This is a genomic window from Kordiimonas sediminis (assembly GCF_014656395.1).
In the GTDB taxonomy this organism is placed as follows: Bacteria; Pseudomonadota; Alphaproteobacteria; order Sphingomonadales; family Kordiimonadaceae; genus Kordiimonas_A; species Kordiimonas_A sediminis.
The window spans coordinates 845294-859745 of the sequence record NZ_BNCI01000002.1 but is presented as its reverse complement, the minus strand read 5'-3'; the positions used below and the strand labels follow the sequence as shown (position 1 = coordinate 859745).

Sequence of the window (14452 nt, the reverse complement as noted above, 5' to 3'; positions counted from 1 at the left end):
CAAGGAAAAAAATGAAATATAATCGGGGGTATGCCACATGAAGTCATTACCCCCGATATTCTTTTAAATGCCTATGCTTCTGGCATTTTTCCGATGGCGGAAGACCGCCTGGACCCTTCTCTGTTTTGGCTAGACCCTGAAGAACGCGGCATTATACCACTGGATATATTCACAGTTAGCCGTTCTATGCGTAAGATCGTTCGAAAAGACAAATTCACAGTCACAATAGATCAAGCGTTTCCAAAAGTTATGGAAGCTTGTTCTGCGCCCTATGATGACCGTCCTTCTACCTGGATCAGTGAACGCATTCAGAGCCTTTATACTGATCTGCATCGTTGCGGTTTCGCGCATAGTATTGAATGTTGGAATGACGGCAATCTTGTAGGGGGCTTATACGGTGTTAGGCTAATGGGGGCTTTCTTTGGGGAAAGTATGTTTCATACTGAAAGGGACGCAAGCAAAGTTGCGCTTGTGCACTTGGTCGCACTGTTGAGGCGTGGAAACTTTACCTTACTGGATACACAGTTTGTTACGGATCACTTAAAACAGTTTGGCGCTGTGCAGGTTGAGCGTGCTGATTATAAGGGGCGGTTGGCAGAAGCGCTTGAAAATGCGGAAGCAGAGTTTCCTGAAAAAGGCTATTCTGTGTCTGGTGAAGATGCCTTGCAGTTGAGCACCCAAACATCATAGACAGGGTGTTCAAACGAATTTAGTGCAGGACTTGATGCAAGCATCCAACCGCTAAACACATCTTTTGCAGACCCGTCGCGTTGTATCTCGTAGATATCAAGGTACGCATAGGTCTCAGGTGGTTCAATCGGCGGTGTTGTTCTGCAATATCTGGCTGTTAATGTCAGAGAACCCAGCGAATACTCTTCGCCTATACGTAGCTCAATTTCTTTGATACGAGCTGTAACTTTATCCAGCGTACGCAGGACAATCGTTGGGCTTTCAATTTCAATCGCAGTAGCACCCGGAGAAGTACCCTGCGTTTGTTGCGCATATAGTGGTAGTGTAAAGCATGCTGCGAACAACAAAGGGGTAAAAAGCGCAGAGATAACGGATTTGCCCGTTATCTGATGCCTGAGGTCAGTTTTAATTGGATGATGGCTTTTCATCATTACTGCCATACATGAATTTACCAATTAGCCCTACCAGATCGACAGCATCCTGAGTTTCAGAGATTTCATCGCCGTCTTCGAGTAGTTCGTCGTACCCGCCTGGTATTAGACTAAGATATGCACCGCCAAGCAGTCCTTCAGACGTGATTGCCGCTGCAGTATCTTCTGGAAGACCGATTTTATCCTGTACGGTAAAGGTTACCACCGCCTGATAAGTAGCAGGATCAAGTTCCTGCCGAATAACGGTGCCGACTTTAATGCCGCTAAGGCGAACGTCACTACCAATGTTCAGGCCGTCTACACGGTCGAATTTGGCGACAAGAGAGTAACCGTCACCGCCAGCTGCCATGTCCGTGCGTTCATATGCAAAGACCAAAAACCAGCCTGCCACTACTAAAACAACAGCACCAATTATTGACTCAACAAGATTGCCAGACATAGACCACCCTTACATTGTTTATCAGATATGTAGTCATCAACTACAGTCGGAATACGCCCTAATTATGGCTTCCAAGCTTCATAGTCTGATGTTGTTGCTGCGCGATCACCCTGAATGCGCTTACTGCCGGCCGGAGCATATGCGGCCATAGTACCTGTCAGGTTTGGCAGGTGATCTTTCTCCCAGTCTTTAACGACGGGCGGCTGTTCAGATGGTGGAACGTCCACAGTATAATGAAGCCATCCGTGCCACTCTGCTGGTACGCGGGAAGCCTCCACAGGGCCGTTCTTATAGATTACCCAGCGGCGCGGACCATTTTTTTCCTTATAATAGATATTACCTTCTTTATCCTCGCCAACTTTTACACCTTTGCGGCTGGTAAACAGGCGCGTGCCAAAAGTGGCAGAATTCCACCATGTGAAAACTGGGGATCCAAAAATCTTATCTAAAAGAGTAGCCATAATCTTTACATTCCAGATTGTGATTAAGCGATTAGCGGATCGTTTAGCATACTATAAGAGTCGGGGAAAGAACCCTTTGGCATTTTTTGCTCGTTATCAGTCCAGAATACTGATTGTGTTGAAAGCAGCGCAGAATTTCTTTGTATGACAATGGGTTCCTCTGATCCCTTAAACTAAGTGTGAACGATGCAGATTTATTGCGCGATTTTGCTAGTCATTTTCTGGTAAATTTTTTTTAATGTAAAATCATCGGTCGACTCATTGAAGGCTAACGATTCGTGGCTTAACCTTGGCCAGTTCACCATTTGTCAAACGCATTTTTGGCTTGTCTATGCAGCCCCTCACACATACAGTTGTGTTCGCTTGATGGGCGCACCACAAGATATAGTATAACTTAAAGGGGGCGTGTTGTTAGGCGGGGGATTGGTGTTTTGGGTGCTGGGCAAATGGTCAACTTCGGTTGATCACGGCGGGGGCTGCCGCTTTATTGTCTGATCTAACGTGCCTTATCTCCTTTAAAAATGAATTTATAGACACACGTTACTTATTCGGGGGCGCCTTATGCGTATTGATCGTCGTTTTACCAACACTGATGCTTGCCCATATTCCGGTATGGAATGGAGAACCGCTGTTAGCGAAATTCGAAACCCTGATGGGTCGGTAGTTTTCCATATGGGTGAGGTTGAAGTGCCAACAAGTTGGTCACAGGTGGCGACGGATATTATTGCACAAAAATATTTTCGAAAAGCTGGCGTGCCGAAGGCATTAAAAGTTGTAGAAGAAAATACTGTGCCAAGCTGGTTATGGCGCAAAGAGGCAGATGAAGAGGCTTTGCTGTCCCTACCGGAAGACAAGCGATATGGATCAGAAACATCCGCTAAGCAGGTGTTTGATCGTTTGGCAGGCACCTGGACCTATTGGGGTTGGAAAGGCGGCTATTTCGATAGTGAAAGTGACGCTCGGACCTTCTTTGATGAAATGCGCTATATGCTAGCGTGTCAGATGGCTGCGCCAAATAGCCCGCAGTGGTTCAATACGGGCCTTCACTGGGCATACGGTATTGATGGTCCGGCGCAAGGTCATCACTATGTTGATTTTGAAACTGGCAAACTTGTTAAGTCTAAAAGCTCCTATGAACACCCACAGCCGCATGCATGTTTTATCCAGAGCGTATCAGATGATCTGGTAAACGAAGGTGGCATTATGGATCTTTGGACCCGAGAAGCCCGCTTGTTTAAGTACGGTTCTGGTACAGGCTCTAACTTCTCTAATATTCGCGGTGACGGAGAGGGCCTTTCTGGTGGTGGCAAGTCTTCTGGATTGATGAGCTTCTTGAAAATTGGTGACCGCGCTGCTGGTGCAATCAAGTCAGGCGGTACTACACGCCGTGCTGCAAAGATGGTTGTCGTTGATATTGACCACCCGGATGTTGAGGAATTTATCAACTGGAAGGTCGTCGAGGAACAAAAGGTTGCTGCCCTCGTCTCTGGTTCCAAATTGAATGAAATTCATTTGAATAGAATCATGAAGGCGGTGCATCAGAATGCTTCAGACCTTGGGGAAGACACCTATAGCCCCAAGGTAAACAAAGAGCTTAAAAAAGAGATCATTGCAGCAAGGAAAGTGATGATCCCGGAAAACTATATTCAGCGGGTCATCCAGTTTGCCAAACAGGGCTACGCATCGATTGAATTCAAGACATATAATACTGACTGGGATTCGGATGCGTATTTGACTGTATCAGGTCAAAATTCAAACAACTCTATCCGTGTATCAGATGCCTTCATGAATGCTGTGGCAAAGAATGATAACTGGCAGCTAATCAACAGAAAAGACGGTACGGTTGCCCGTGAAATGAGCGCCAGGGATCTTTGGAAGGACGTGGGCCACGCTGCCTGGGCCTGTGCAGACCCTGGTATCCAGTTCCACACAACAATCAATGATTGGCATACGTGTCCGGCAAGTGGTGAAATTCGGGCTTCTAACCCCTGCTCCGAATATATGTTTCTTGATGATACAGCTTGTAATCTGGCATCTCTGAATTTGATGACATTTAGAGGCGATGATGGCGGCTTTAAAGTCGACGACTTCCGTCATGCAGTCAGATTGTGGACAATGGTTTTGGAAATTTCTGTCCTGATGGCACAGTTTCCATCAAAAGAAATTGCAAAATTATCTTATGAGTTCCGTACTCTTGGTCTGGGTTATGCCAATATTGGTGGTTTGCTAATGAGCCTGGGGCTGTCGTATGATAGTGACGAAGGGCGTGCTCTGTGCGGTTCCATCACAGCACTGATGACGGGTGAATCCTACGCTACATCTGCTGAGATGGCAGGTGAGTTGGGCGCTTTCCCCGGGTACAAGAAAAATGCCGATCACATGCTGCGTGTTATTCGCAACCACAGACGTGCAGCGTACGGACAAGACAGTGGGTATGAAAAGCTGCATATAAACCCAGTTCCTCTTGATATTGAGAATTGCACAGATTCGCATATTGCAGTTGCCGCGGCAGAAGCATGGGATCGTGCACTGACACTTGGTGAAGAACACGGCTACCGCAATGCTCAGGTTTCAGTGATTGCGCCAACAGGCACAATCGGTCTGGTCATGGACTGTGATACAACCGGTATTGAGCCTGATTTTGCCTTGGTGAAGTTTAAAAAACTCGCAGGTGGCGGCTACTTTAAGATCATCAACCGTATTGTACCTCAGGCATTGACCACGCTTGGCTACACTACTGAGCAAATCAAGGAAATCGAAGAGTATGCAGTCGGGCATTGCACACTGAAAAACGCACCAGGGGTTAATCACGACAAACTAAAGGCGAAAGGCTTTACCGACAAAGAAATTGATGCGGTAGAAGCCCAGCTAAAGAATGCCTTTGATATCAAATTTGTCTTCAATCAGTGGACGCTCGGTACTGATTTCTGCAAAGAGACGCTGGGTCTGAATGATGATCAGCTTAATGATTATAATTTTGACCTGTTAGCTGCGATTGGCTTTTCAAAAAGCGAGATAGAAGAAGCCAATTTATTCTGTTGTGGTGCGATGACACTTGAGCAGGCGCCGCATCTTAAAGAAGTGCACTATGCCGTTTTTGATTGTGCGAATGTTTGCGGGAAAATCGGCACGCGGTACCTGTCATGGGAAAGTCATATCCATATGATGGCTGCGGCACAGCCGTTTATTTCTGGTGCAATTTCCAAGACAATCAATATGCCGAATTCTGCAGATGTTGATGACTGTACCGCTGCATATGAACTTTCATGGTCACTGGCCCTGAAAGCTAACGCTCTTTACCGGGATGGCTCCAAACTCAGCCAGCCTCTGAATGGTTCACTCCTTGAGGATGAAGACCTGGAAGAGGAAATTGCTGAAAAGTCATCAACTGAAAAAGCAACAGTTGTAGCAGAGAGAATTGTTGAGCGTATTGTCGAAGTTGAACGAGAGGCAAGTAAACAGCGTCGTCGCCTGCCTGAACGCCGTAAGGGATACACGCAAAAAGCCATCGTGGGTGGTCATAAGGTGTATCTTCGTACCGGTGAGTATGATGATGGATCTGTCGGTGAAATCTTCATTGATATGCACAAGGAAGGTGCAGCATTCCGTTCTTTGATGAACAACTTTGCCATCGCTATTTCCATTGGGCTTCAATATGGTGTGCCACTTGAAGAGTTTGTCGACGCCTTCACATTCACACGTTTCGAGCCATTTGGCCGTGTTGAAGGCAATGACACGATCAAGATGGCGACATCTCTTCTTGATTATATCTTCCGTGAACTTGCCATCTCCTACCTCGGCAGAGAGGATCTTGCGCATGCAACGCCAGCGGACCTAATGCATGATAGTATGGGCCGTGGTGACAAGCAGGACGGTTTGCCAGAAATGGATAAAGACGTCACAGAAGCACTGGAGCGCGTACAGAAGTTTGCTTCTTCCGGCTATGTCCGCGGTAATAATCTGGTTGTTTTAAAGTCTAAGCAGACCAGCAGGGACAAAGACAGTGAACTTGAAACTGTTGCTGTAGCAACCGGCACTACAGATTCTGTATCCATATCTACAGGTTCAGCTATGGTGAACGGCGCAACAGAAGCAACAGCAAATGCACGCGTTGAGGCTCGGATGAAGGGCTATGAAGGCGACGCATGCGGCGACTGCGGTAATTTCACGCTGGTTAGAAATGGCACCTGTATGAAATGTGATACTTGCGGTTCTACCAGCGGGTGCAGCTAGTAAATAAAGATTATGAATGTGCTATTTGCTAACCCGTCCCAGCAGATAGCATATCCTCAGGGGGAGGCTAGCCTTCCCCTTTTTTCTAACTGTTTACATAGCAATCAAAAAATTTTGTTTGATAAGTGTTAATTAGTCTTTCTTTTTACCAAATCTTTACTAGTGTGGACGCAAGGTGGCTGTACTGCAGTGTAAACAGCAGTCAATTTTATCAGGTAATTTGTCAAAAGGGGCCGAGTGTTGACGGACTCGCGCGAAAAGAAAATCTCCCATATCTCAGATCACGCTTCTGGCAAGGGTTTTTCCGCACGTATTGTAAATACTAGTGCCGTAATTGATAAACTGCCTATCGGTGTCATGGTTATTGGTAAAACCGATACTGGTTTGGTGGAGACTATTTTCATCAATAGTTTTGCCCGTAACATTTTCGCCATTCCTTCCACATTTGAAGTGCCGTGCCAGATAGAGACTATTTGGGGCGCTAATGATGCAGTCGCCCTTAAAAATCAGGTATTTGAGGCATTTTCTTCAAGCATGCCGTCATATTTTGAATGGTCAATTTTGTCCGGCGGGATGGAAAGGCATATCAATAGTCAGCTGATTCCCCTGTCTGATCATGAAGGACAGGTTACGCAGGTAATCTGTACACTCGAAGATCAGACTGCCGAAAAAATGGCGGAAAAGAATTTGTTGCATCATGCCTTTCATGATGCTCTCACTGGCCTACCTAATCGTGTTTTATTCAGATCAAAACTGGAAGAAGCCGTAAGTGAATTTAAGTCAGGAGAAGCAATCGACGGCATCGGATGTGCTGTCCTGATTATCAATATTGACCGGTTTCAACAGATTAATGAAAGCTTTGGCCACAGTGCCGGCGATCGTTTTCTTGTGTCAATGGCAGCAACCTTGCGCCGCTGCATTCGGTCTTCTGATACATTAGCTCGCCTTTCTGGTGATGAATTTGCTGTCCTTGTTTCTAAATGCAGAGACCTGGAAGAACTGTGCATGATTGGGGAGCGTATTCACGATGCGATGCGCATGCCGTATGATCTGGACGGGAATGAGGTATTCACATCGGTGTCTATTGGTGTTGCGACGACCCTTTCCAGCGCCATGCATCCAGAGGACCTTATTCGTGATGCTGATTTTGCAATGCATAGCGCCAAGACAGCAGGTAAAGCGCGGACAGAGATTTATAAGCGAGAGACTCACAGACGTGCGCAGTCACAATTCCACCTGGAAACAGAGCTTAGACGAGCGGTAGAACGTGATGATCTAGAGCTTCATTATCAGCCAATTATTGATCTTAAAACCATGAAGCTTAAAGGTTTTGAAGCCTTAACACGGTGGGTTCACAAAGATAAAGGCTTCGTCTCTCCAGCAGAGTTTATCCCCCTTGCAGAAGAAACAGGGGTGATTGTTGACTTAGGCAGGTGGGCCATGCGTACTGCCTGCTCACAAATCAGAAGCTGGATTGACACTTACGGTGAAGAAAAAGCTGTTCCTGTAAATGTGAATGTATCAGGTATTCAGTTTGCACGAGATGACGTCGCCGCGATGATTCGGGAGACGATTGAAGAGTTTGGTATCCGCGGCGAGATGATCAGGATTGAACTGACTGAAAGCGCCATCATGGCCAACCCTACCAGGATATCTGAAGTGTTGACCGAGATCCGGAAGCTTGGCGTTAAAGTAGCACTGGATGACTTTGGTACCGGTTATTCCTCCTTGAACTATCTACATCAGTTCCCTATCGACATAATTAAAATCGACAGAAGTTTCATTGCACAGCTGCGCAAGGGTAATGAATTATACAAGATTTTGACGATGATTTCCCAGCTAGCGAATTCACTAGGCCATGAAGTTGTTGCCGAAGGGATTGAGGATATCGAACACCAGGGAATGTTACGGGATATGAACTTCCAGTTTGTTCAAGGGTTTTATTATTCCAAACCGTTGCCAGCTAAAGATGCCGGTGATCTCCACTCTGGGAATGTACCCTGGATAAAGTCCTGATTGGACATTTAGTCCGCTAGCTTGATATTTCTGCACTCTTTCCTACATACAAAATATGAAGTTTTCTATATAAAGGCTTCTAGATATCAACATATGTCTAATTGTTTAGGATAATAAGAGGCAAAAATGAGCGAGGACAACAAATCATCTCAACCTGAAGATAAAGCAACTTCAGAAACAGTTAAAAAAGCCCCTGCGCGTAAAAAAGCTGCATCAAAGACAGCGGCGTCTAAGCCTAAATCTGCAGCTAAGACTTCATCTACCCGCAAGACAGCTACCAGAAAGCCGGCTGCAAAAAAAGCAAGCACCAGCAAGGCTGCTACTGCCAGTAAGGCAACGAAAGCATCTGCGGAGAAGGCAAATCAGCCTGTAATTGAGGATGTTGAGGTAATTGAACTCGTCGAAGATACTGTGTCTTCAGATAAGAAAACGGATGAGAAAGCTTCAACTGAACAAAGTGACGCTTCGTCCAGTCATGCAGACTTTCTGAATGATCTTCAGGATCGTGATTGGTCCTATATTGCCAAGCGTGGTTTGATGATGGTTTTTTACGGTATCATTGCATGGCTAACAATTGGTGTTGCCCTTACACTTGTGTTCGTTCACTTCATTGTCGCGATCTTACTGGATGGCCCACATAAGGAACTATCAAGCTGGATAAACACCTGTGGCTCCTACTTGCGACAAATATTTAGTTATCTCAGCTATAAAACAGATGATCAGCCATTCCCGCTTGGATCACTGCCTAATGAGGACTAACAAATAAGACATAGTGAGGGGCTTTAAGCCCCTTATTTTTTGCGCTCTATCATTATTTAGACTTGACGGTCTATAAAATATAAATTCAACTATCTGAATGTTGGAAATTGTTTCACTGTTGGCAATTATTGCTTTGGCGTATCTGACTGGATGGTTGTTCCCCAATCGTCTTCAGTTAACAGAGGAACGTGTTCGTCGTAATTTTCTCAGATGTTATCCGGATCAACAGATCGCTGAAATATTTATTGATGATGAAGGTCGGACAGCCCTCCTCCGATTGCAAAATGAACAGAGTGTAGGCTTGGTCCTTCAGCCCTCTGATAGAATTGTTTGCAGAATGCTTACAATTCCCGTTCAGTTTGATATCTCACCTACTGATGGAGCGTTGATAATCAAAGTGCATGACTATGTGGTCCCAGATGTACGCTTTTCCATTGGCAACATAGCACCGGATAGACTGGAAGAAATGCTGCGGGCCGGCCACGATAATAAGGGGGGGCAGTATGCCACTTGATCTGCCCAAACCAACAGAGTGGGCAATCCCTTTGTTCATTCTTTGCATTCTTATCGAGATTGCGTATGGCTACAAAACTGGTCGTGCCGTTTTTGAGAAAAAAGATACATTCACGTCAATGGTGATGGGGCTTGGAAGCACAATCGTCAGTGCGTCACTTGCTGGTATTACAATTGTGACAGCTTATTGGGTCTGGGAAAACTTCCGCTTGTTTGATTTAGGAGCAACTATTCCAGTATTTCTTGCTGCATTGGTGCTTGATGACTTCCGATATTACTGGATACACAGATTCGGGCATAGAATTCGCTGGATGTGGGCGGCACACGTCATCCACCATTCCAGTCAGCACTATAACCTGACTACAGCTTTACGGCAAACCTGGACAAGCCCGTTAACGCCTGGATTCTTGCTTGCTTTTCCGCTCTATATAATCGGGTTTGAACCTGCGATTGTGTTTTTTGTAAGCGGTTTAAATTTAATATACCAATTTTGGATTCATACAGAGGCTATTGACCGCATGCCTCGCTGGTTTGAGGCTGTCTTTAACACTCCGTCCCATCACCGAGTGCATCATGCAACAAATCCCAAATATCTTGATTCCAATTATGCGGGCATTTTTATTATTTGGGATAAGATGTTTGGAACGTTCATACCAGAAGACAAATCCCTGCCCTGCAGATATGGATTGGTTCAGGATTTGGGGACCTATAATCCCTTAAAAGTAGCCACGCATGAATGGGTAGGTATTTTTAAAGATATGTGGCATGCAAAAGGCATCAAAAATAAACTGATGTTCTTGTTAGCTCCGCCCGGCTGGACACCTGATGGATCAAGATTGACCAGCGATATGATCAAGGCTCGTGATCTTAAATATAATCCCGTAAAAACTCCAAAATCCTGATCACGCAGTATAGTCATAGATTATTCACAAAAATTTTCCTTGCCAAATAGCGGGCGAAGTGAAAATCTAGCGCAAATGCTGCACTGCGAAAAATTATAATTATTGTCTAGTATCAGGAGAAATTTCATGTCCAAAGACTCCATCGTTATTGTTGGTATGGCTCGCACCCCTATGGGCGGCTTGCTCGGTGACTTGTCCGCTGTTAAGGCGTCAGAACTTGGTGCAACTGCTATCAAGGGAGCAATTGCGCAGTCTGGGGTAGCGGCCGATAATGTTGATGAAACTATCATGGGCTGCGTCCTTCCTGCCGGTCAGGGTCAGGCTCCTGCGCGCCAGGCAATGCGTTCTGCAGGCCTCCCTGACGCAACTGGCGCTGTAACAATCAACAAAATGTGCGGCAGCGGTATGCAGGCAATGATGCAGGCACATGACAGTATCAAAGCAGGTACAAACTCTATTGTTGTTGCTGGTGGTATGGAAAGTATGTCTATTGCACCGCACCTACTTCCTTCTGGTCGTACCGGGACCAAATACGGCAATACACAATTAATTGATCATATGGCAAATGATGGCCTGACTGACGCTTATGGCGGCGAACCAATGGGTGTATATGCGGAGAAGTGTGCAGAGCATTATCAATTCACACGTGAAGCGCAGGATGCATATGCTATCCGTTCCACTGAACGTGCACAGCGTGCAATCGCTGAAGGTGACTTTAAAGCAGAAATCATCCCGGTTACTATTACGTCCCGCCGCGGTGAGACTGTAGTTGATACAGATGAACAGCCAGGCAAGGCAAGACTGGACAAAATACCGTCCCTGCGTCCTGCATTTAAAAAAGATGGTACTATCACTGCAGCAAACGCCAGCTCAATCTCTGACGGTGCGGCAGCCGTGGTCATGATGCGGGAAGAAGAAGCCGAAAAGCAGGGTTTAAAACCGCTTGCACGCATTGTCTCCCACGCAACTCACTCACAGGCTCCGGAGTGGTTCACGACAGCTCCTGTTGATGCTATCAAAAAGGTCTTGGATAAGGCTGGTTGGTCAAAGGATGATGTTGATCTGTTCGAAGTTAACGAAGCGTTCGCAGTGGTTGCTATGGCGGCAATTCAAGAACTTGGCCTTGATGAGGATAAAGTCAATGTAAACGGCGGTGCTTGTGCGCTTGGCCATCCTATCGGTGCCTCTGGTGCACGCATTTGTGTAACATTGATTAATGCACTTAAGACCCGCGGCCTGAAAAAAGGTCTGGCTGCTCTTTGTATTGGTGGTGGTGAAGCAACAGCAATAGCGCTTGAACTCGTAGAATAATACGATACCTTGTCGGTTATGAAATTGACCGAAGAACAACAAATGATTCAGGATATGGCCCGTAGCTTTGCGCGGGACCGTATCCTGCCAAATGCTGCCAGTTGGGAAAAAGCTGGCTGTATTCCAGATGACTTCCTTGCAGAAATGGGTTCACTTGGCCTGTTTGGCATGACTATCCCAGAACAGTGGGATGGTTCTGAGACAGATTATGTCTCATATGCTCTGGCGCTTATTGAAATTGCAGCCGGTGACGGTGGCCTATCCACATTGATGAGTGTTACTAATGCGCCTGTAGGTGCTGCAATCATGCAAAATGGAACGGATGCTCAGAAAGAACGGTTTTTAAAACCGCTCGCGCGCGGAGAACATATCGGTGCATTCTGTTTGACCGAACCGCAAGCGGGGTCTGACGCTGGTATGTTAAAAACCCGTGCTGTCCGTGCAGAGGGAGGCTGGGTTATAAACGGCACTAAGCAGTTCATAACCTCTGGTAAAGTTGGCTCTACTGCAATCTTGTTTGCTGTCACTGATCCGGAAGCTGGCAAACGCGGTATCAGCGCTTTTGTAGTTCCTATGGATACACCGGGCTTCAGGGTTGCAAGCGTTGAACATAAGTTAGGCCAGAAATCTTCTGACACCTGTCAGATAGTCTTCGAGGAGATGTTTGTATCTGATGACTGCTTGTTAGGCGAAGAAGGCAAAGGTTACGGTATTGCTCTTGCTAATTTGGAGACAGGCAGGATTGGTATTGCTGCTCAGTCAGTTGGTATGGCGCGTGCTGCCTATGACTATGCCCTTGAATATGCCAAGGAGCGGGAAGCCTTTGGTGGACCCATTATACAACATCAGGCAGTTGGTTTCCGTCTGGCTGATATGGCAACCAAACTACAGGCTGCTGAATTAATGGTTCTTCATGCAGCAGGCCTTAAAGATGCAGGCCAGCCCTGTTTGAAAGAGGCGTGCATGGCTAAACTATATGCAAGTGAGGCAGCCGAGGAAATATGCTCAGCCGCCATTCAGACACTTGGCGGTTATGGGTATTTGTCCGAATATCCGGTTGAAAAAATATACAGAGATGTCAGGGTTTGTCAGATTTATGAGGGCACATCTGATATTCAGCGCATCGTTATTCAGCGAGAACTTTTACGCTAAGGTGCTTTTCAATGACAGGAAGGGCGGTATCTGCCGCCTTTTTGCCTAACTCAATTAATTGATTGGCCTTCGTAAAATCCGCGATCTCAATATGTCCGATAGCAGGCGTGATAATATGGTCAGCCAAATCCAGCTTCATGCGCGCCTTGCCCAGTGAGGAAAGAGCTAAAAACAACCCTGCCCGCGCTACTTTCACGGCAGACGGACGCTTCTTAGAGCCATTTTGTAAATGCATTCTTTCGACTCGCGCCTGAAAGTCCCCTTGAAGATCAACGGCAATTACATAGTCAGCGCCAAGGCGTCGGGTGGCATCCACTGGAACAGGATTAACTACCCCGCCGTCTACAAGTAGTTTTTCACCATGTTTAATTGCAGGTAATAAGCCAGGTACTGCAGATGATGCTTGCAGCGCAGTGACAACGTCCCCTTTGTCGAAAACAACTTCATCGCCTGTATAGAGGTCAGCAGCTATTGCTGCGAACGGTTTTTGTAGGTCTTCTATCTTACTGTCTGCGAAATAACTTCGAAATTGCGCTTCAATTTTGCTGCCACCAATAACACTTGATGATTTAAACCCAATTTCCGACCACAGGAGCATTTCCTTGAAGGTAAATGAACGTGCAAGCTGCTCAAGGTCATCTAGCTTACCGGCTGCGTAAGCGGCACCAACGATTGATCCAATGCTTGTGCCTGCAATATAATCAATGGGTATCCCTGCATCTTCAAAACGACGAATAATACCAATGTGCGCCCAACCAAGACCCGCACCGCCCCCAAGAGCCAGACCAACCTTTACCATAGAGAATTAGTTCCTTTGTTGATGGTCTATTGGATATGGGGAGCATCTTTCTGATGTAAAGTGAGCAAACAAAAAAGGGCCACGATGTGACCCTTTATGCATGTTGAATAGATGACAGTCTTTAGAATGGGATCTCGTCGTCCAGATCGCCACCACCCATTGGAGGATTTGACTGACCGCCGCCTTGATTTCCACCGCCAAAACTCTGACCATAGTCATCGCCACCAGCATAGCCGCCACCCTGGCCTGCACCGCCTTCGTTGCGGCCATCAAGCATGGTCAGTTCACCACGGTAATTCTGGAGAACGACTTCAGTTGAGTATTTTTCCTGACCGGACTGGTCGGTCCATTTGCGTGTCTGAAGTTGCCCTTCGACATAGACTTTAGAGCCTTTGCGGAGATAGTTTTCAGCAACTTTGGCAAGGTTCTCGTTGAATATAACAACACGGTGCCATTCCGTTTTGTCACGACGTTCGCCCGTGTTGCGGTCACGCCAGCTTTCACTTGTTGCGATGCTCAGGTTCACTACCTTTGATCCGTTTTGCATGGTGCGGATTTCTGGGTCACGCCCAAGATTACCCACGAGAATAACTTTGTTTACGCTACCGGCCATTAGTGCCCCCTTGATGTTAGAATATATTTTTTAGACTTCGTAAAGAATCACGACATTTGCGCGACTGTACAAAAATGAACGTCAAAAACCTAGAGTAACTTTCAGAAACTCGGATAATCTTTTTGCCCATATG

General features: G+C 46.3%; 13 protein-coding genes. 8 read left to right on the top strand and 5 right to left on the bottom strand.

The genetic code is table 11. The features are described from left to right. Nucleotides 1–30: 30 nt before the first annotated feature. Complete coding sequence (gene aat, locus IE181_RS11530; protein WP_191253102.1) at nucleotides 31–690, top strand: leucyl/phenylalanyl-tRNA--protein transferase; 660 nt, start codon at nucleotides 31–33, stop codon at nucleotides 688–690. On the opposite strand, the gene IE181_RS11525 is transcribed toward aat, so the two are convergent. The 3 genes from IE181_RS11525 to IE181_RS11515 form a co-directional block, all read right to left on the bottom strand. Continuing rightward, nucleotides 639–1130: a DUF2155 domain-containing protein gene (locus IE181_RS11525; RefSeq protein WP_229819381.1), complete on the bottom strand. Its 492-nt coding sequence runs from the start codon at nucleotides 1128–1130 to the stop codon at nucleotides 639–641. The two genes, aat and IE181_RS11525, sit on opposite strands and share 52 nt — an antisense overlap. Next, complete coding sequence (gene mlaD / locus IE181_RS11520) at nucleotides 1096–1560, bottom strand: outer membrane lipid asymmetry maintenance protein MlaD (protein WP_191253100.1); 465 nt, start codon at nucleotides 1558–1560, stop codon at nucleotides 1096–1098. The genes IE181_RS11525 and mlaD overlap by 35 nt, the downstream gene beginning before the upstream one ends. A gap of 62 nt (nucleotides 1561–1622) precedes the next feature. Beyond that, a complete protein-coding gene (locus tag IE181_RS11515) occupies nucleotides 1623–2021 on the bottom strand; it encodes an NADH:ubiquinone oxidoreductase subunit NDUFA12 (protein WP_191253098.1) in 399 nt (132 codons plus the stop codon). Between the two features lie 561 nt (nucleotides 2022–2582). Here IE181_RS11515 and IE181_RS11510 point away from each other — a divergent pair. From IE181_RS11510 to IE181_RS11480, 7 genes are all read left to right on the top strand, one after another. After that, nucleotides 2583–6254: a vitamin B12-dependent ribonucleotide reductase gene (locus tag IE181_RS11510; RefSeq protein WP_191253096.1), complete on the top strand. Its 3672-nt coding sequence runs from the start codon at nucleotides 2583–2585 to the stop codon at nucleotides 6252–6254. A gap of 240 nt (nucleotides 6255–6494) precedes the next feature. Beyond that, nucleotides 6495–8270 carry a putative bifunctional diguanylate cyclase/phosphodiesterase gene (locus IE181_RS11505; protein ID WP_191253095.1) on the top strand — a complete coding sequence of 592 codons (1776 nt, stop codon included), beginning with the start codon at nucleotides 6495–6497 and terminating at the stop codon, nucleotides 8268–8270. 126 nt (nucleotides 8271–8396) lie between these two features. Continuing rightward, nucleotides 8397–9029, top strand: a complete 633-nt coding sequence (locus IE181_RS11500) for a DUF4389 domain-containing protein (protein WP_191253093.1) — start codon at nucleotides 8397–8399, stop codon at nucleotides 9027–9029. Between the two features lie 118 nt (nucleotides 9030–9147). Next, the gene (locus IE181_RS11495) at nucleotides 9148–9543 is read left to right on the top strand and encodes a hypothetical protein (protein WP_191253091.1); all 396 of its coding nucleotides are present in this window, start codon (nucleotides 9148–9150) and stop codon (nucleotides 9541–9543) included. After that, the gene (locus IE181_RS11490) at nucleotides 9533–10444 is read left to right on the top strand and encodes a sterol desaturase family protein (protein WP_191253089.1); all 912 of its coding nucleotides are present in this window, start codon (nucleotides 9533–9535) and stop codon (nucleotides 10442–10444) included. The genes IE181_RS11495 and IE181_RS11490 overlap by 11 nt, the downstream gene beginning before the upstream one ends. Before the next feature lie 126 nt (nucleotides 10445–10570). Next, nucleotides 10571–11755, top strand: coding sequence for a thiolase family protein (locus IE181_RS11485; protein ID WP_191253087.1), 1185 nt, complete (start codon nucleotides 10571–10573; stop codon nucleotides 11753–11755). 18 nt (nucleotides 11756–11773) lie between these two features. After that, entirely contained in the window at nucleotides 11774–12907 is a 1134-nt protein-coding gene (locus IE181_RS11480; protein WP_191253085.1) for an acyl-CoA dehydrogenase family protein, read from the top strand. On the opposite strand, the gene IE181_RS11475 is transcribed toward IE181_RS11480, so the two are convergent. Together IE181_RS11475 and ssb are read right to left on the bottom strand one after the other, a co-directional pair. Next, entirely contained in the window at nucleotides 12882–13706 is an 825-nt protein-coding gene (locus IE181_RS11475; protein ID WP_191253083.1) for a patatin-like phospholipase family protein, read from the bottom strand. The genes IE181_RS11480 and IE181_RS11475 overlap by 26 nt on opposite strands. 121 nt (nucleotides 13707–13827) lie before the next feature. After that, entirely contained in the window at nucleotides 13828–14319 is a 492-nt protein-coding gene (gene ssb, locus IE181_RS11470) for a single-stranded DNA-binding protein (RefSeq protein WP_191253081.1), read from the bottom strand. Nucleotides 14320–14452: the final 133 nt, after the last annotated feature.

What these genes read in the sequence shown, in the direction of transcription:
- IE181_RS11500 (WP_191253093.1), top strand. Translation starts at nt 8,397, where the DNA reads ATGAGCGAGGACAACAAATCATCTCAACCTGAAGATAAAGCAACTTCA.
- IE181_RS11485 (WP_191253087.1), top strand. Translation starts at nt 10,571, where the DNA reads ATGTCCAAAGACTCCATCGTTATTGTTGGTATGGCTCGCACCCCTATG.
- IE181_RS11515 (WP_191253098.1), bottom strand. Translation starts at nt 2,021, where the DNA reads ATGGCTACTCTTTTAGATAAGATTTTTGGATCCCCAGTTTTCACATGG.
- mlaD (WP_191253100.1), bottom strand. Translation starts at nt 1,560, where the DNA reads ATGTCTGGCAATCTTGTTGAGTCAATAATTGGTGCTGTTGTTTTAGTA.
- IE181_RS11475 (WP_191253083.1), bottom strand. Translation starts at nt 13,706, where the DNA reads ATGGTAAAGGTTGGTCTGGCTCTTGGGGGCGGTGCGGGTCTTGGTTGG.
- IE181_RS11525 (WP_229819381.1), bottom strand. Translation starts at nt 1,130, where the DNA reads ATGGCAGTAATGATGAAAAGCCATCATCCAATTAAAACTGACCTCAGG.
- IE181_RS11490 (WP_191253089.1), top strand. Translation starts at nt 9,533, where the DNA reads ATGCCACTTGATCTGCCCAAACCAACAGAGTGGGCAATCCCTTTGTTC.
- ssb (WP_191253081.1), bottom strand. Translation starts at nt 14,319, where the DNA reads ATGGCCGGTAGCGTAAACAAAGTTATTCTCGTGGGTAATCTTGGGCGT.
- IE181_RS11480 (WP_191253085.1), top strand. Translation starts at nt 11,774, where the DNA reads ATGAAATTGACCGAAGAACAACAAATGATTCAGGATATGGCCCGTAGC.
- IE181_RS11510 (WP_191253096.1), top strand. Translation starts at nt 2,583, where the DNA reads ATGCGTATTGATCGTCGTTTTACCAACACTGATGCTTGCCCATATTCC.
- aat (WP_191253102.1), top strand. Translation starts at nt 31, where the DNA reads ATGCCACATGAAGTCATTACCCCCGATATTCTTTTAAATGCCTATGCT.